The following is a 16,861-nucleotide window of genomic DNA, read 5'->3' on the forward strand; positions in this document are numbered from 1 at the left end:
GTCCCATGTGACGCCGATCAAAAGGTGAAAGAGGCGAACACGGAAGTGTCGACCCAGCAGACTTCGCACGAGAACCCACTCGCGGATTTCGGTCCCAACGAGTGGATCGTCGACGAGATGTACCAGCGCTATCTGGCCGACCCGAACAGTGTCGACCCGGCCTGGCACGACTTCTTCGCCGATTACAAGCCCGCGATGGCCACGGGTTCGATCGTGACGCCCGACGAGGCGAAGGCCGCCAACGCCACCGCCTCGGCGGCGCGGGCCGGCACGGATGCCCCCGCGGCCTCCACGGTCGCACCGGTCAAGCCGACTGTTCCCGCTGCCAAGCCTGCCTCGCCGCAGCCCGAGGCCAAGCCGGCGCCGGCTGCCAAGCCCGCGCCGGCCGCCGCCAAGCCCGCCCCGTCCGCGAACGGGAAGGCCCCCGAGGGCGCCAAGGTCACCACGCTGCGCGGCGTCGCCGCCAAGATCGTGCAGAACATGGACGCCTCGCTCGAGGTGCCCACGGCCACCTCGGTGCGCGCGGTCCCGGCCAAGCTCATGGTCGACAACCGCATCGTGATCAACAACCACCTCGCCCGCGGGCGCGGTGGGAAGGTCAGCTTCACCCACCTGATCGGCTGGGCGCTGGTCCGCGCGGTCGTGCAGCACCGCGAGATGAACAACTCGTTCGCCGAGGTCGACGGCAAGCCGGCCCTGGTCCAGCCCGAGCACATCAACCTCGGCATCGCCATCGACCTCGCCAAGAAGGACGGCTCGCGCGCGCTCGTCGTGCCGTCGATCAAGAACTGCGAGACGATGGACTTCCGCAAGTTCTGGCAGGCCTACGAGGACGTCGTGCGTCGCGCCCGCCGCAACGAGCTGACCATGGACGACTACTCGGGCACGACGATCTCGCTGACCAACCCGGGCGGCATCGGCACGGTCCACTCGATCCCGCGTCTCATGAGCGGCCAGAGCGCGATCATCGGCGTCGGCGCCATGGAATACCCGGCCCCCTACGCCGGCATGAGCGACGAGACCCTGTCCGAGCACGGCATCAGCAAGGTCACCACGCTGACCAGCACCTACGACCACCGGGTCATCCAGGGCGCGCAGTCCGGCGAGTTCCTCAAGGCGATGCACGAGTTCCTGCTCGGCGAGCACGGGTTCTACGACGAGATCTTCACCTCGCTGCGCATCCCGTACGAGCCGGTGCGCTGGGTCCGCGACGTCGCCCGCACGTCCGAGGGCCAGATCGACAAGGCGGCCCGGGTCGTCGAGCTGATCCACGCCTACCGCGTGCGCGGCCACCTGATGGCCGACACCGACCCGCTCGAGTTCGAGATCCGCCGCCACCCCGACCTCGACGTGCTGCAGCACGGCCTGACGCTGTGGGACCTCGACCGTACGTTCCCGGTCGGGGGTTTCGCCGGCAAGCAGCGCATGAAGCTGCGCGAGGTGCTGGGCGTCCTGCGCGACACGTACTGCCGCCGCGTCGGCATCGAGTACATGCACATCCAGGGCCCGGAAGAGCGCCGCTGGATCCAGGACCGCATCGAGATCAAGTACACCAAGCCCGACTCGGACGAGCAGAAGCACATCCTCAACCGGCTGAACGCGGCCGAGGCGTTCGAGACGTTCCTGCAGACCAAGTTCGTCGGCCAGAAGCGGTTCTCGCTCGAGGGCGGCGAGTCGCTGATCCCGCTGCTCGACGCCGTGCTCGAGTCGTCGGCCGAGGCCGGTCTGGACGAGATGGTCATCGGCATGGCCCACCGCGGCCGGCTCAACGTGCTCGCGAACATCGTGGCCAAGCCGTACGAAAAGATCTTCAACGAGTTCGAGGGTCAGATGGATCCGAAGTCGGCCCACGGCTCCGGCGACGTCAAGTACCACCTGGGCCAGACCGGCAAGTACACGACGCCCGACGGCGAGCACGCCACCACCGTCAGCGTGGTGGCCAACCCGTCCCACCTCGAGGCGGTCGACCCCGTGCTCGAGGGCATCGTCCGGGCCAAGCAGGACCGGCTCGACCTCGGCCTGCACGGCTACACGGTGCTGCCGCTGCTGGTGCACGGCGACGCCGCGTTCGCCGGTCAGGGCGTGGTGGCCGAGACGCTCAACCTCTCGCAGCTGCGCGGCTACCGCACCGGCGGCACGGTCCACGTGATCGTCAACAACCAGGTCGGCTTCACCACCGCCCCGGAATACAGCCGCTCGTCGATGTACTCGACCGACGTCGCCCGCATGATCCAGGCGCCGATCTTCCACGTGAACGGCGACGACCCCGAGGCCGTCGTGCGGGTCGCGAAGCTGGCCTTCGAGTACCGCCAGGCGTTCAACAAGGACGTCGTGATCGACATGGTCTGCTACCGCCGCCGCGGTCACAACGAGGGCGACGACCCGTCGATGACCAACCCCCGGATGTACGAGATCATCGACCAGAAGCGCTCGGTGCGGAAGCTCTACACCGAGGAGCTGATCGGCCGCGGCGACATCACCGTGGACGACGCCCAGGAGCAGCTGCGCGACTACCAGTCCCAGCTCGAGCAGGTCTTCAAGGCGACCCGCGACGCGGCCGGCACCCCGCCCCGCCCCCGGGTCATCAGCGAGGAGCCCGAGCCCGAGGTCGAGACCAAGATCGACGCGGCCGCCGTGCACGCGGTCGGCCAGGCCCACGTCGACCTGCCCGAGGGCTTCACCCCGCACAAGCGGGTGCAGCAACTGCTCGAGCGCCGGGCCAAGATGAGCACCGACGGCGGCATCGACTGGGGCTTCGGCGAACTGATCGCGTTCGGCTCGCTGCTGCAGCAGGGCGTCACGGTCCGGCTGGCCGGTCAGGACTCGCGCCGGGGCACGTTCGTCTCGCGGCACGCCTCGGTCGTCGATGCCAAGACCGGCAAGGACTTCCTGCCGCTGAGCACGCTGACCACCGGCACGGCCCGTTTCTTCGTCCACGACTCGCTGCTCAGCGAGTACGCGGCGATGGGCTTCGAGTACGGCTACTCGGTCGAGAACCCCGAGGCGCTCGTGCTGTGGGAGGCTCAGTTCGGCGACTTCGTCAACGGCGCCCAGTCGATCGTGGACGAGTTCATCTCGTCCGGCGAGGTCAAGTGGGGCCAGCAGTCGTCGCTGGTGCTGCTGCTCCCGCACGGCCAGGAGGGCCAGGGTCCCGACCACTCCTCCGGCCGGCCCGAGCGGTTCCTGCAGCTGTGCGCGCAGGACAACATGCGCGTGGCCAACACGACGACCCCGGCCAACTACTTCCACCTGCTGCGCCGCCAGGCCCTGTCGACCAAGCGCAAGCCGCTGGTCGTCTTCTCGCCCAAGTCGCTGCTGCGCCACAAGCTCGCGGTGTCGTCGGTCGCCGACTTCACCGAGGGCACGTTCCAGCCGGTGATCGGCGACGCCGGCGTCAAGGGCACGCCGCTCGACGCGGGCAGCGTCAAGCGGGTCCTGCTCTGCTCGGGCAAGGTCTACTACGACCTGTTCCAGGCCCGCGCCGACCGGGGCATCACCGACACGGCGATCGTCCGGATGGAGCAGATCTACCCGCTGCCGGTGAGCGAGCTCAAGGCGGTCCTGGCCCAGTACCCGAATGCCGAGGACTTCGTCTGGGTGCAGGAGGAGCCGGCCAACCAGGGCGCCTGGTCGTTCGTCGCGCTCAACCTGCTCGAGCACCTCGAGGGGGTCCGGCTGCGGCGCATCTCGCGCCCGGCCGCGGCGGCCCCGGCCGTCGGTTCGGCCAAGATGCACGAGGCCGAGCAGGCCGCGCTGATCGAGGCCGCGCTGCCGCGTCCGTGATCGCACGTTGAGAGGGGGCGCTCCGCTGCGGCGGGGCGCCCCCTCTTACTATCCGGGCATGTACTTCACCGACCGTGGCATCGAGGAACTCGCCGACCGGCGTGGCGAGGAAAGCGTGACCCTGGAGTGGCTGGCCAACCAGCTGCGCACCTTCGTCGACCAGAACCCCGAGTTCGAGACGCCGATCGAGCGCTTCGCAACCTGGCTGGCCCGCGACGACGAGGACGAGGAATAGGGGCCTTCCGTCATCCGGAGTCAGGACTTTCGGCCCGGTAGCGGCATTCCGTGGCGGGTACGTTGAAGCCGTGGCACGAAGCGTTTATGTGGCGGGCCTCGGCCCCGGGGTCGGCAAGGGCACAGTTGCACTCGGTCTGGTCGAGCTGCTGTCGCGGCAGGTCGCGCGGATCGGGGTGTTCCGCCCGCTGGTCTCCGGCGACGGCGACGATTCCCTGCTGACCCTCCTGACCAAGCGCTATCCGGTGGTCGCGCCCTACGCGGATTCGTACGGCGTGACCATGGCCGAGGCGAGCGCGCTGGTCGCCGACGGCAAGTGGGAAGAGCTGATCTCGCGGATCGTCGAGCGCTACCGCGAGGTCGAGCGCCAGGCCGCGTCCGTGGTCGTGATCGGCAGCGACTTCACCGCCGGCGGGGCCAAGGAGCGCGACGAGATCCCGCGCGAGCTGGGCTTCAACGCCCGGCTGGCCACCGAGTTCGGCAGCGTCGTGGTGCCCGTGATCAGCGGTGACGGCCGTGGGTCGGAATCGCTGGCGGCCGCCGCCCGCAGCGCGTACCACTCGCTGGTCGACCTCGACGCCACCGTCATCGCCGTGGTCGCCAACCGGGTCGCCGAGGGCCTCGCGCCCGACCCCGGCCTGCCCGTGCCCATGTGGTCGATCCCCGCCGTGGCCGCGATCGCCGCGCCGACGGTGGCCGAGGTGGCCGCCGCGCTGGACGCCACGATCGTGTCCGGGGGCGACGGCGCGCTCGACCGGGACGTGCTCGACTACGTCGTCGGCGCCGCCCACGTGCCGGCCGTGCTCGACCACCTGACCGACGGCGCGCTGATGATCACGCCGGGCGACCGGGCCGATCTGCTGCTGGCCGCGAGCGCTGCCCACGCCGCGGGCAACGTCACGCTGTCCGGCCTGGTGCTGACGCTGAACGAGCGGCCCGACCCCCGCGTCGTACGGGTGATCGAGCGTCTCAACACCGGCCTGGCCATGCTGGTCGTGGACGCCGACAGCTACCACACGATCGCCGCCGCCTCGCACATCCAGGCCCGCCTCGGCATGGGCACCCCGCGCAAGGTCGAGGCCGCGCTGGGCGCCTTCGAGGAACACGTCGACACCGCCGAGCTGGCCCGGATGCTCGACGTCGCCCGCTCCAGCCGGGTCACGCCGCTGATGTTCGAGAACGACCTGATCGACCGGGCCCGCGCCGAGCGCCGTCACCTGGTGCTGCCCGAGGGCACCGACGAGCGCATCCTGCGGGCCACCGAGACCCTGCTGCGCCGTGGCGTCGCCGACCTCACCCTGCTCGGCGACCCCGACGAGATCAACCGCCGGGCCCGTGAGCTGGGGGTCGAGATCGGCGCGGCCCGGCTGGTCGACCCGGCCACCAGCGAGCTGCGCGACGGTTTCGCCGAGCGCTACGCCGAGCTGCGCAAGAAGCGGGGCGTCTCGCTCGACCTGGCCTACGACGTGGTCCGCGACGTCAACTACTTCGGCACGCTGATGGTGGCCGAGGGTCTGGCCGACGGCATGGTCTCGGGGGCCAACCACACGACGGCGGCCACGATCCGGCCCGCCTTCGAGATCATCAAGACCGTGCCCGGGGTGTCGGTGGCGTCCAGCGTGTTCTTCATGCTGCTGGCCGACCGGGTGCTCGTCTATGGCGACTGCGCGGTCAACCCCGACCCCGACGCCGCCCAGCTGGCCGACATCGCGCTCTCCTCGGCCGACACGGCCGCGGCCTTCGGCATCGCGCCCCGGGTGGCGATGCTGTCGTACTCGACCGGCAGCTCCGGCGCCGGGGCCGATGTGGAAAAGGTCGCCGCGGCCACCGCTCTCGTCCGCGAACGACGGCCCGACCTGCCGGTCGAGGGCCCGATCCAGTACGACGCGGCGGTCGACCCGGCCGTGGCCGCGACCAAGCTGCCCGGCAGCGACGTGGCCGGCCAGGCCACGGTGCTGATCTTCCCTGACCTCAACACCGGCAACAACACCTACAAGGCCGTGCAACGGTCGGCCGGCGCGGTCGCCGTCGGCCCGGTCATGCAGGGTCTGCGGCGGCCGGTCAACGACCTCTCCCGAGGAGCCACGGTGAAAGACATCGTCAACACGGTGGCCATCACGGCGATCCAGGCGGCCGCCCGATGAGCCGGGTCCTCGTCCTCAACAGCGGCTCGTCCTCGGTGAAGTACCGCCTCTTCGACGGCTCCGCGACCGTCGCGAAAGGCCTGGTCGAGCGGATCGGCGAGAGCGGCGGCGAGGTGAACGACCACCGGGCCGCGCTGCAGGGGATCATGGACGAGACCGACCTGTCCGGCCTGGCCGCGGTCGGTCATCGGGTGGTGCACGGCGGCCCCGACTTCACCGGCCCGACCGTCATCGACGACCGGGTCGTGGCCCAGGTCGAGACGCTGGTGCCGCTGGCCCCGCTGCACAACCCGGCCGCGCTGACCGGCATCGAGGTCGCCCGCAAGCTGCTGCCCGACGTGCCGCAGGTGGCCGTCTTCGACACGGCGTTCCACGCCACCATCCCGCCCGAGGGCGTGACCTGGGCCATCGACCGGTCGCTGGCCGAGCGGTGGCAGATCCGGCGCTACGGCTTCCACGGCACCTCCCACGCGTACGTCTCCCGCCGCACGGCCGAGGTGCTGGGCCGCGACCCGGCGTCGACCAACGTGATCACGCTGCACCTGGGCAACGGCGCCAGCGCGTGCGCGGTCGAGGGCGGCCGCAGCGTCGCCACCTCGATGGGCATGTCCCCGCTGCCCGGCCTGGTCATGGGCACCCGCAGCGGCGACATCGACCCGACGGTGATCTTCCACCTGCACCGGGTGGCCGGGCTGCCGCTCGACGAGATCGAGAACTCGCTGACCCGGCACGGCGGGCTGCTCGGCCTGAGCGGGGCCAACGACCTGCGTACGGTGCTGGAACGCCGCGCGGCGGGCGATGCCGACGCGGCCCTGGCGTTCGACGTCTACTGCCGCCGCATCCGCGAGTACGTGGGTTCGTACCTGGCCGTGCTGGGCCGGGTCGACGCGATCACGTTCACCGCGGGCGTGGGCGAGAACGCGGCCGCGGTGCGCGCCGCCTCGCTGTCGGGGCTCGAGCCGCTGGGCATCGAGATCGACCCGGAAAGAAACGAGCGCCGGGAAGAGATCATCTCTCCGCCCGGCGCCCGCATCCCCGTCTGTGTGATCCCCACCGACGAGGAGTTGGAGATCGCCGACCAGTCCCGGACGGCGTTGTCTCTCCCCCGTTGACTCAGAGAGCCAGCCAGGCGATCAGGGCGACCAGCACGACGGCGACCACGACACCGCCGACGATCAGCGGGGTCTTCGAGGCCGTCGCCGGCTCCTGCGGGGTGTTGTGAGTGAAGGCCCGAAACGCTTCGGTGTTGCCGCTCGGGTCGACGCTGTTGTCAGACATGCGCACGACCATAGCGAAACCGCGCATGTGGCGCGGCCCTCGTCCACCCTCCTACCAGGACGAACATCGCGGTCGGCGCGAATTCACCCCATCGTGGGAGCGCCGCCCGGCCCTGACCCGTCGGTACGGGCTCGTCCTTTCGGCGGAGTGCCTCTAGTTGATCTTCGATGTACGGTTCGCGCGGTCGTCGGTTCGCTGCCATCCGCGGGAGAGAAGTCAGTGCGTACGAGGAAACTGCCGGTGATCGTGCTGGCCGCCGGCGTGGCCGTGGCGGTGGGCGTCACCATCCCGGCCCTGGCCGATTCGAGCCAGGCCCTGCCGATCAGGTCGGTCGGCGACGTGGTCGTGGACGGCGCGCATCAGCGCGTGCTCGTCAGCGACCCCGCCGGCGGCAAGGTCGTCTCCACCACGTACGACGGCAAGGTCGTCGCCACCTACGAGTTGGAGAAGCCGGGGGCGCTCGCGCTCTCCGCCGACTCGAAGCAGCTGTACGCCGTCTCCAGCCCCGACAACGACGGTGCTCCCGAAGTCGCGCAGGTCGTCGTGCTCGACCCCGGCACGATGGCCGCGACCGGCACCCATTACACGGGGGTCATCGGCGCCCCGGACCTGGCCGTGGCCGCCGGCAAGCTCTGGTATGCCCAAGCCGACGGTTTCGGCGTGATCGATCCCACCGTCCCCGCCTCGAGTGCCGAGGTGAAGCCGGTCGACGGCGGGATCGGCCGGCAACCCCGGCTCGCCTTCTCCGCCGCGGCCCCGAACCTGCTGGCGGTCGCGTCGTCGACCGGCCTCACGACGTACGACGTCTCCGGCGAAACGGTCAAGCCGGTCGCGACCGTGGCGACCACGGGCGAGGTGGCCGATCTCGAGTTCTCTCCGGACGGCGAGACCATCGCCACCGTGGCCCCGGGCGAATCGGTCGTCACGCTGCGGAACATCACGAATCTGGCGGCGAAGAAGACCCTGGCCATCGAGCCGAACGCGCAGGCGGTCGACATCGCGCTCGACGGCACGGTCGCCGGGGGCAGCGTGGCCGCCGGCCGGCCCGATCTGCACATCTTCACGGCGAGCGGCGCCAAGATCCGGCCGTACGACCTGCCCGCCACCGACGAGCTGCAGCCGCGCACGGTCGCCTGGGAACCGAAGGGCTCCCGGCTCTTCGCGGTCTCGAAGAGCACCGCCGGCGAGTACACGCTGCGCACCTTCACCGAGCCCCGCAAGACCATGCCGACGCTCACCGTGACCGCCCCGGCGACGGCGCCCCGGGCCAAGCTGCTGACCATCACGGGCACGTTGAGGTCGACCGTGCCGCTGCACGCGGGCACGCCGGTGGCGGTCACCCGGCTCGATCTGACCAAGCCGGCCGGCACCGTCCTGATGACCCGCAAGATCGACGCCGGCGGCAAGTTCACGATCACCGACACCCCGTCGACCGGCGGCCCGGTCACCTATCGGCTGACCTATCGCGGCGGCGTCAACCACGCGGCCGTCACCGTGAACAAGGTGGTCCAGGTCTCCCGCGTCATGCCGGCGCTGACCCTGAACCAGCACAACAAGATCTTCAACCAGGGCGCCACGGTCACGTTCACCGCCCACCTCGGCGCAACGCACACGGGACGGACGGTCGAGCTCTGGGCCGACCCGTACGGCACCGACCAGGCTCCCCGCCTGCTCAAGCGGGGCACGGTGAACAGCAAGGGCGACCTGGCGGCGAGCCTGCGCCTGACCCGCAACACCAGCGTGACGGCCAAGTTCCCGGGCGACGCCCGCTACGCGACCCGGATCGTCAAATCGGTGGCACTGGTCAAGGTGAACATCTCGCTCACCCAGTCCAACGCCTACCGCACCGCGAAGATCGACGGCATCGACTACCTGCACTACCGGGCCAAGCGGCCGGCGATGTTCTTCACCAGCCTGACCCCGTCGGCCAACCGCAAGGTCGTGGTCGAGATCCAGACCTACACCGGCGGCGCCTGGCGCTACTGGGACACCACGCTGGTCCCGGCGGGCAACGCCACCAACACCTTCGACGGCTCGGACGACATCGGCCGCAAACTGCGCATCCGCGCCCGCTACGAGCCGAGCCGCTCGGGCGACAGCCTCAACTACCCGGCCGCCACCCCGTACATGTACTTCATCTTCACCACCTGACACCCGGCCCGGGCCTCGCGCACTTGCGTTCGTGCGAGGCCCGGCACCCACTCCAACCGCGCTTCCGCCCCTTCCTACCCGCCGCGGCGGGCTGAGCCGCAGGACGCAGCCGCTGGGCGCCGCCGACGGCGACCTCCGCTAGCTGTTGCCGGCGCCGTTCAATGCCTCGACGGTGACGCGCTGGCTGGGAGGACTGCCAGGTGCGGATCCGTGCCGTCGGGCCGGGGCCGAAGCACAATGGGACGGGTGCGTCGCCCTCCCCTCATCCCCGTACTGGCCGTTGTGGCTTCGGTGGTGTCGCTCGCCGCGTGTTCGAGCGAGCCGGCGCCCGCCCCGACGGCGACCCTGCCGCCGACGGCCGGCGTGCCTGCCCCCACCGCCCCTGGTTCGGGCGCCGCCCGGCTTCCAGGCGCTGACTCCGGCTCGGGCGCCGCAAAGCTTCCGGGCGCCGCACCGCGGCAGGCGTTCGCCGTGGAGACCCGCACCCTTCGCCTCCAGCGCGGCGCCGACCGCCCCCTGCCCACCACGGTGTGGCAGCCGAAGGGCGACGGCCCGTTCCCGCTGATCCTGTTCAGCCACGGTCTCGGCGGAAAGCCGTCCGACTACCGCAACCTGCTGACCGCCTGGGCCCGAGCCGGTTTCGTCGTGGCCGCACCGGCCTACCCGCACACCTCGGCCTCGGCCACCGACTTCAACGTCCTGGACGTGATCAACCAGCCCGCCGACGCCACCCACGTGATCACCCGAACCCTGGCCGAGCTGGGCGCCGCGGTCGACAAATCCCGGATCGCCGCCGCCGGCCACTCCGCGGGCGGCGTGACCACGATCGGCCTCTTCAGCGGCGCCCGGGACGAGCGGCTGCGGGCCGGCGTGATCCTGGCCGGCCGCCAGATCCTGCCCCAGCCGTTCACCGGCCCCGAGGCACCCCTGCTCTTCGTGCACGGCCGCCGCGACAACACCGTCACGTACGCCGACGGCCAGGCCGCCTACAGCGCAGTCCAGTGGCCCAAGGCCTTCCTGTCCGTGACCAACGGCGGCCACGTAGCCTCCGGCCGTTCCCTGGACGTGATCGCCACCACCAGCACCGACTTCTGGCGCTGGACCCTCTACGGCGACCAGCCCGCCCGCGACCGCCTCGAACCCGACGCCACCCGCGGCGGCCTGGCCACCCTGCAGGACAACCTCGGCTGACCCACCCGCAGCCGCCGGGCCACCCTTCCAGGACAGCCCAGCCGATCGACCCGCAGCCGCCTGATCGCGGTCGGCAGTCGCCGGTCGGCCCGAAGGCCGGGGTCAGTGCAGGAAGTCGATCGCCACCTTGCCGAAGATCTCGCCCGATTCGAGCCGCGCGAACGCGTCAGCGATGGCACTGAAGCCGTACGTCGAGTCGATGACCGGCCGCACGTCCTTCTCGACCAGGAAGTCGAGCAGCGCCGCCAGCTCGGGCCCGGTGCCCATCGTGCTGCCGAGCAACTCGAGCCGCATCGCGAACAAACGCCGCAGGTCAACCGTCGCGAGATGACCACCGGTCGCACCGCACACCACGATCCGGGCGCCGGGCGCGCTGCACTTCATCGAGTGCTCAAAAGTAGGAGCGCCCACCGACTCGATGACCACCTCGACCCGCTCGGGCAACCGGGCCCCTGGCTCCACAGCCGTCGCCCCCAGCGCGGCGATCCGCTCCCGCTTGCTCGCGTCGCGGCTGGTGGCGTACACCCGCTTGCCCATCGCCACCGCGAGCACCACCGCCGCCGTGGCCACCCCACCGCCGGCCCCCTGCACGAGCACCGCCGAAGCCTGCTCGACCCGCCCTCGAGTGGTCAGCATGTGAAAGGCGGTCAGCCAAGCCGTGGGTAGACAGGCCGCGTCGACGAACGACAGCCCCTCCGGCTTCGGAACGAGATTCTCCGGCGGCACGGACACCCGCTCGGCCAACGTCCCCGGAAAACGCTCGGAAAGCAGCGACAGCCCGCGCGGATCGGTCTCGTCGGCCACCACGGGATAAACGACGACCTCGTTCCCGTCCTGATCGACACCGGCCGCGTCGCATCCCAGGATCATCGGCAACCGATCGGCCCGCAGCCCCACACCACGCAGCGACCAGAGGTCGTGCTGATTGAGCGACCCGGCCCGCACATCAACCGTCACCCACCCCTCGGGCGGACTCGTCTCGGGCAGGTCAGCCACGCGCAAGGCGGAGCGGGGATCAGTCGGGTCAGCTGCGATGGCGTAGGCGGCGCGCATAGCAACTGACCATAGTGGCCGCTGCCGATCACTCGCCGGTTTTCCACACATGCAAACCGGCCCGGGGCGCGTGCCCCGGGCCGGTTCGAACGCAAACCTCAGCCAGGCAAAGCGGCCGTGCGCTGCGCCGGCGCGACCGGTGCCGACCGCCGCGCCACCCCGTCGGCCTCGGCCGCAGCAGCGACAGCAGCCGCCACCGCCGGAGCCACGCGCGGGTCGAGCGGCGACGGCACGATCGCGTCCGCGCTCAGCTCATCCGTGACGACGTCCGCGATCGCGTCGGCCGCGGCCACCTTCATGCGCTCCGTGATGGTGGTCGCCCGCACGTCCAGGGCCCCCCGGAAGATCCCCGGGAACGCCAGCACGTTGTTGATCTGGTTCGGGAAGTCGCTGCGCCCGGTGGCCACGATCGCCGCGTACTTGTGGGCGACGTCGGGGTGCACCTCGGGGGTCGGGTTGGCCATGGCGAAGATGATGCTGTCGGGGGCCATCCCGGCCACCGCGCTCTCCTCGATCTGGCCGCCCGACACACCCACCAGCACGTCCGCCCCGATGAGGGCTTCCGCGATTCCCCCCGTACGACCGGAGAAGTTGGTCGTCGCGGCCAGTTCCGCCTTGATCGGGGTGAGGTCGGTGCGGTCGGCGTGGATGATGCCGCGCGAGTCGCAGATGATGACGTTGGCCCCCTGGACGCCGGCCGCGATGAGCATCTGGGTGATGGCGACGCCGGCCGCCCCGGCCCCGCTGATGACCACGCGCAGTTCGCCCAGGTCGCGCCCGAGCAGTTTGGCCGCGTTGCGCAGCGCGGCCAGGGTGACCACCGCCGTGCCGTGCTGGTCGTCGTGGAAGACGGGGATGTCGAGTTCGGCGTCGAGCCGGCGTTCGATCTCGAAGCAGCGCGGGGCGCTGATGTCTTCGAGGTTGATGCCGCCGAACGACGGCGCCATGGCCTTGACCGCGGCCACGATGCCTTCGACGTCCTGGGTGTCGAGGCAGATCGGGATGGAGTCGACGCCGCCGAACTGCTTGAACAGGATCGACTTGCCTTCCATGACCGGCATGGCGGCCTTGGGGCCGATGTTGCCGAGCCCGAGCACGGCCGAGCCGTCGGTGACCACGGCGACGGTGTTGGCCGTCCATGTGTAGTCGGAGTAGAGCGTCTCGTCGTCGGCGATGGCTTCGCAGACCCGGGCCACGCCGGGGGTGTAGGCGAGCGAGAGGTGGTCGCGGCTGGCCAGCGGGACGGTCAGGCTGATCTCCATCTTGCCGCGTTTGTGCAGCTCGAAGACGGGATCGGCGGCCAGGGCGGGGTCGAGCTCGAAACTGAAGAAGGACACGGGGGCTCCAACCGGCATCATTGGGGTTGACAGCGAGGCGGTCACGACGGCGAGTAGGGCGGCGGACCGGAACGCGATGCGGGGATCACCCGTGGAACAGCAACCGCGAGGCGCGAGTGTGCGCCGCGGTGCTGCGACCCTAACCTAGCCGACCGAGCCGCGGGTAGTAGCGGATTAACACCGGGCCGATGACATCCGCCACCCCGTACGCCCGGCTGTCGTCCTCGATCAGCTGGTTGTCGCCCTGTATCCACCACCCGCCGTCCTGAGGCCTTACCGTGCGCTTGACGACCAGCAGGTCGGGCCGGGTGCGGAACCGCGCGACGACCACGTCACCGGTCCGGATCCGCCCACCCCGGCGCACCAGCAGGGCGTCGCCGTCGCGCAGGGTCGGCACCATGGACGGCCCCCGGACGAGCACCGCGAACAGTGGTAGTTGCCATCTCACGGCATCAGTCCTCCGTCGCGTTACCGCAGCGTTGTAAGGGGTAGTGTCAACCACGGATCATCGCAAATCTCATGGAGGAGTCCTGATGCGACTTCCGCGTTTCCTCACGCCCAAGACCGTGGTCAGCGCCCACTGCGACCTGCCGTGCGGCGTCTACGACCCGGCGCAGGCCCGGATCGAGGCCGAGTCGGTCAAGGCCATCGCCGAGAAGTACCAGGCGAACACCGACGCCGAGTTCCGCACTCGCGCCATCATCATCAAGGAGCAGCGGGCCGAGCTGGTCAAGCACCACCTGTGGGTGCTGTGGACCGATTACTTCAAGGCCCCGCACTTCGAGAAGTACCCGAACCTGCACCAGCTGTTCAACGAGGCCACCAAGCTGGCCGGCGCCGCGGGCGCCAAGGGCTCGGTCGACCCGGCCGTGGCCGACCAGCTGCTCGGCAAGATCGAGGAGATCTCCAAGATCTTCTGGGAGACCAAGCAGGCCTGAGCGAATCATCGAGCACGGCCGGTACGCCCACCGGGCGTACCGGCCGTGTCTGTTCAGCGACTAAAGTCTCCAGCGGCAGCTAGGAGGAACGGTGACTCAGGTGACGGACAGACATCCGGACCCGGCGATCGGCGATGACGTCGTGATGCTGACCGTGCCCGCCGACGGCGGTTACCTGGGGGTCCTCCGCACGGCGACGGCCGGTCTGGCCGCGCGGCTGCACTTCGCGCTCGACGAGATCGAGGATCTGCGGATCGCGGTCGACGAGGCCTGCGCGATGCTGCTGGCCATCGCGACCCGCGGCGCCGAGCTCGACTGCCGGTTCGCGGTGACCGAGGACGCGCTGACCGTCGAGGTCACGGTGACGACCGTACGCGGGGCGAAGTTGCCGGCCGAGTCGTCGTTCGCGTGGAAGGTGCTGACCGCGCTCACCACGTCGGCCGCGGCCGAGGCCACCGGGCAGCGCGCGACGATCCGCCTGGTCACCCGCCGCACCGGCAGTTAGTGCAGCACCGCGCTGATGTAGTCGAGGTGTTGCGCCGCGGCCCGGGTCGCCGACTCGGCGTCCCGCATCACCAGGCAGTCCAGGATCAGCCGGTGGTCGGCGTCGATCTGCCGCCAGTAGCCCGGGGGCAGGTTCTCGGTGACGTCCTCGCCGAACTTGGCGTGGTAGAGCGGGCGCACCACCAGTTCGAACAGCGGGTTCATGGTCGCCTTGGCCACGGCCATGTGGAAGGCCGCGTGCGCCGCCAGCATCGTCTCGAGGTCGTCGACGGCCGGGTCGAAGAACGCGCCGCGCACCTCGGCCAACTGGTCGTCGTCCCGGCGCAGCGCGGCCAGGCCGGCGGCCGGCACCTCGAGGGCCCGGCGCAGCTCGAGCAGGTCGGTCAGCCCGACCCCGGCCGAGTTCGTCAGCAGCGTGAAACCCGTGGTCATCGCCTCGGCCAGCTGCTCGGCGTCGGGGTGGGCGACGAAGCTGCCGCCGGTCACGCCGCGGGTGGTGACGATCAGGTGCTGGCTGGCCAGCAGGCGCAAGGCCTCGCGCACGGTGCTGCGGCTGACACCGGTTTTGACGCACAGCTCGGGTTCCGGCGGCAGACGCTCGCCGGGCTGGAGACGCCCCGAGGTGATGTCCGCCCGTAATTCGTCGGCCAGCAGCTGGTACGCGGGCGGGCGCACCGTTGATCCGGTCACCCCCTCAGGGTAGGCCCTGGCTCGCCGAATGAGGGCGATTAATCGATGCCGAGCGCTCTCGTGCTCGCCGGGAGCACGATCAACAGGCCCACGACCAGCCCCAACGCCATCAGCACGAGGCCCAGCCAGGACGGGCCGACCTGCAGCAGGAATCCACCGGCGGCGATGGTGAACAGCTGCACGACGATGGCCGGGCCGCGGGCGCCCCGCTGCCGCCGGCCGAGGGCGCGCGCGACGAAGAAGACGGCCGCCACGCCGAGGGCAGTGAAGACGGTCAGAGCCACCGCCATCCCGACATTGACCGACGAGCTGGTCAGATCGAGGACGATGAGGTAGATCGTGAGGCCGGCCAGCGCCGCGCACTCCAGGTAGAGCAGTCGCACCGCCCACACCAGGGTCGAGGGGTTGTCAACGACTGACTTCTCACCGGTCACTCGTGCACCATACCGACAGTCTTTCGGGCCACTCTTGGGTACAGTGCCGCGCATGCGAGCGTTACTGCTGGTCAACCCCAAGGCCACGACCACCAGCGAGCGCAGCCGAGACGTCCTGGTCCGGGCCCTGCGCAGCGCGGTCGAGCTGTCGGTGGAATACACGACCCGCCGGGGCCACGCGGCCACCCTGGCCCGGGCCGCCGCCGAGAGCGGGGTCGACGTCGTGGTCACGCTGGGCGGCGACGGCACTGTCAACGAGGCGGTCAACGGCCTGATGACCGCCGAGGCCGTGCTCAGCGGGCTGACCGGTCCCCGAGCTCAGGTGCTGCCCGCGCTGGCCGTGGTGCCGGGCGGATCGACCAATGTCTTCGCCCGCGCGCTGGGTCTGCCGCGCGACTGGGTCGAGGGGGTCAGCGTGATTCTCGAGGGCCTGCGCGACGGCCGGCACCGGGTGATCGGCCTGGGCCGGGCCGACGACCGCTACTTCACCTTCGCCGCCGGCATGGGGCTGGACGCGGCCGTGGTGCGCCGGGTCGAACAGGCACGCCTGCGGGGTCGTACGTCCACTCCCGGTCTTTACTTCCGCTCGATCGCCGGCCAGGTGCTCACCGGCGAGGACCGCAAGGCCCCGCCGCTGTCCATCGAGCGTCCCGGCGAGCCGGCCGAGCCCGATCTCGGCACGGTGATCATCCAGAACACCGCACCTTGGACCTATGTGGGTGACCGCGCCATCAATCCGAGCCCGGGGGCGTCGTTCGACCGCGGTCTCGACGTGATGGCCCTGCGCGGGCTGGCCGTCGGCCGCACCACGCGCACGCTGGCCCAGCTCGCGATGCGCAAGGGCGATCCGAGCGGCAAGCACGTCCTGCATCTGCACGACCAGGAAGAGTTCACGGTCATCGCGTCTCGGCCCCAGCCTTTCCAGTTGGACGGGGACTATCTGGGCGAGCGGCAGAAAGTGCACTTCGTGTCCGTCCCCGAAGCTTTGCGTGTGATCTGCTGACCGCTGGGTAGTCAAGCTCACGATCCGTTACAGAAACACGGTCAAAAGGTCGGCATCGGGGCCGAGACCGTACTACATTGATAGGAGCGTTGGTCAACCGGCTCTGGCGCATGCCTCAGAA

The 16,861-nt window shown here is 70.4% G+C and carries 15 protein-coding genes; 9 read left to right on the plus strand and 6 right to left on the minus strand.

The window, feature by feature from the left end; translation table 11 throughout:
- Nucleotides 1–45 precede the first annotated feature (45 nt).
- The 4 genes from M1L60_RS16525 to M1L60_RS16540 all read left to right on the plus strand — a co-directional run bounded on the left by M1L60_RS16525 (nucleotide 46) and on the right by M1L60_RS16540 (nucleotide 7,273).
- Nucleotides 46–3,783: a multifunctional oxoglutarate decarboxylase/oxoglutarate dehydrogenase thiamine pyrophosphate-binding subunit/dihydrolipoyllysine-residue succinyltransferase subunit gene (locus M1L60_RS16525; protein ID WP_253238366.1), complete on the plus strand. Its 3,738-nt coding sequence runs from the start codon at nucleotides 46–48 to the stop codon at nucleotides 3,781–3,783.
- A gap of 58 nt (nucleotides 3,784–3,841) precedes the next feature.
- Nucleotides 3,842–4,018, plus strand: coding sequence for a DUF6104 family protein (locus M1L60_RS16530; protein ID WP_253238304.1), 177 nt, complete (start codon nucleotides 3,842–3,844; stop codon nucleotides 4,016–4,018).
- 70 nt (nucleotides 4,019–4,088) lie between these two features.
- Complete coding sequence (pta, locus tag M1L60_RS16535; RefSeq protein WP_253238305.1) at nucleotides 4,089–6,161, plus strand: phosphate acetyltransferase; 2,073 nt, start codon at nucleotides 4,089–4,091, stop codon at nucleotides 6,159–6,161.
- A complete protein-coding gene (locus M1L60_RS16540; protein ID WP_253238306.1) occupies nucleotides 6,158–7,273 on the plus strand; it encodes an acetate/propionate family kinase in 1,116 nt (371 codons plus the stop codon). Before pta ends, M1L60_RS16540 begins: the two co-directional genes overlap by 4 nt.
- Before the next feature lies 1 nt (nucleotide 7,274).
- Here the strand turns inward: M1L60_RS16540 and M1L60_RS16545 are convergent, their stop codons facing one another.
- Nucleotides 7,275–7,439, minus strand: coding sequence for a hypothetical protein (locus M1L60_RS16545; protein ID WP_253238307.1), 165 nt, complete (start codon nucleotides 7,437–7,439; stop codon nucleotides 7,275–7,277).
- A 219-nt stretch (nucleotides 7,440–7,658) separates the two neighbouring features.
- Between M1L60_RS16545 and M1L60_RS16550 the strand changes: the two genes are divergently transcribed.
- Nucleotides 7,659–9,590: a WD40 repeat domain-containing protein gene (locus tag M1L60_RS16550; protein ID WP_253238308.1), complete on the plus strand. Its 1,932-nt coding sequence runs from the start codon at nucleotides 7,659–7,661 to the stop codon at nucleotides 9,588–9,590.
- A 246-nt stretch (nucleotides 9,591–9,836) separates the two neighbouring features.
- On the plus strand, nucleotides 9,837–10,781 hold the full coding sequence (locus tag M1L60_RS16555; protein ID WP_438862117.1) for an alpha/beta hydrolase family protein: 945 nt from the start codon (nucleotides 9,837–9,839) through the stop codon (nucleotides 10,779–10,781).
- Nucleotides 10,782–10,883: 102 nt separating this feature from the next.
- Here M1L60_RS16555 and M1L60_RS16560 read toward each other — a convergent pair whose 3' ends face one another.
- From M1L60_RS16560 to M1L60_RS16570, 3 genes are all read right to left on the minus strand, one after another.
- Entirely contained in the window at nucleotides 10,884–11,834 is a 951-nt protein-coding gene (locus M1L60_RS16560) for a zinc-binding dehydrogenase (protein ID WP_253238310.1), read from the minus strand.
- A 98-nt stretch (nucleotides 11,835–11,932) separates the two neighbouring features.
- Nucleotides 11,933–13,171: an NAD(P)-dependent malic enzyme gene (locus M1L60_RS16565; RefSeq protein ID WP_438862118.1), complete on the minus strand. Its 1,239-nt coding sequence runs from the start codon at nucleotides 13,169–13,171 to the stop codon at nucleotides 11,933–11,935.
- A 139-nt stretch (nucleotides 13,172–13,310) separates the two neighbouring features.
- Complete coding sequence (locus tag M1L60_RS16570; protein WP_308208498.1) at nucleotides 13,311–13,619, minus strand: S26 family signal peptidase; 309 nt, start codon at nucleotides 13,617–13,619, stop codon at nucleotides 13,311–13,313.
- A gap of 85 nt (nucleotides 13,620–13,704) precedes the next feature.
- Here M1L60_RS16570 and sodN point away from each other — a divergent pair, with 85 nt between their 5' ends.
- Together sodN and M1L60_RS16580 are read left to right on the plus strand one after the other, a co-directional pair.
- Nucleotides 13,705–14,109 (plus strand): superoxide dismutase, Ni, encoded by a 405-nt coding sequence (gene sodN, locus M1L60_RS16575; RefSeq protein ID WP_253238311.1) that lies wholly within the window; start codon nucleotides 13,705–13,707, stop codon nucleotides 14,107–14,109.
- Nucleotides 14,110–14,254: 145 nt separating this feature from the next.
- Nucleotides 14,255–14,614: a trypco2 family protein gene (locus M1L60_RS16580; RefSeq protein ID WP_253238369.1), complete on the plus strand. Its 360-nt coding sequence runs from the start codon at nucleotides 14,255–14,257 to the stop codon at nucleotides 14,612–14,614.
- Here M1L60_RS16580 and M1L60_RS16585 read toward each other — a convergent pair.
- Nucleotides 14,611–15,303 (minus strand): FadR/GntR family transcriptional regulator, encoded by a 693-nt coding sequence (locus M1L60_RS16585; RefSeq protein WP_253238312.1) that lies wholly within the window; start codon nucleotides 15,301–15,303, stop codon nucleotides 14,611–14,613. The two genes, M1L60_RS16580 and M1L60_RS16585, sit on opposite strands and share 4 nt — an antisense overlap.
- Before the next feature lie 38 nt (nucleotides 15,304–15,341).
- Nucleotides 15,342–15,737 (minus strand): hypothetical protein, encoded by a 396-nt coding sequence (locus M1L60_RS16590; RefSeq protein WP_253238313.1) that lies wholly within the window; start codon nucleotides 15,735–15,737, stop codon nucleotides 15,342–15,344.
- 52 nt (nucleotides 15,738–15,789) lie between these two features.
- On the opposite strand from M1L60_RS16590, the gene M1L60_RS16595 reads away from it, so the two are divergent.
- The gene (locus M1L60_RS16595) at nucleotides 15,790–16,740 is read left to right on the plus strand and encodes a diacylglycerol/lipid kinase family protein (RefSeq protein WP_253238314.1); all 951 of its coding nucleotides are present in this window, start codon (nucleotides 15,790–15,792) and stop codon (nucleotides 16,738–16,740) included.
- Nucleotides 16,741–16,861 lie beyond the last annotated feature (121 nt).

Origin of the sequence: Paractinoplanes aksuensis (genome assembly GCF_024137025.1) — a bacterium.
Classification (GTDB): domain Bacteria; phylum Actinomycetota; class Actinomycetes; order Mycobacteriales; family Micromonosporaceae; genus Actinoplanes; species Actinoplanes aksuensis.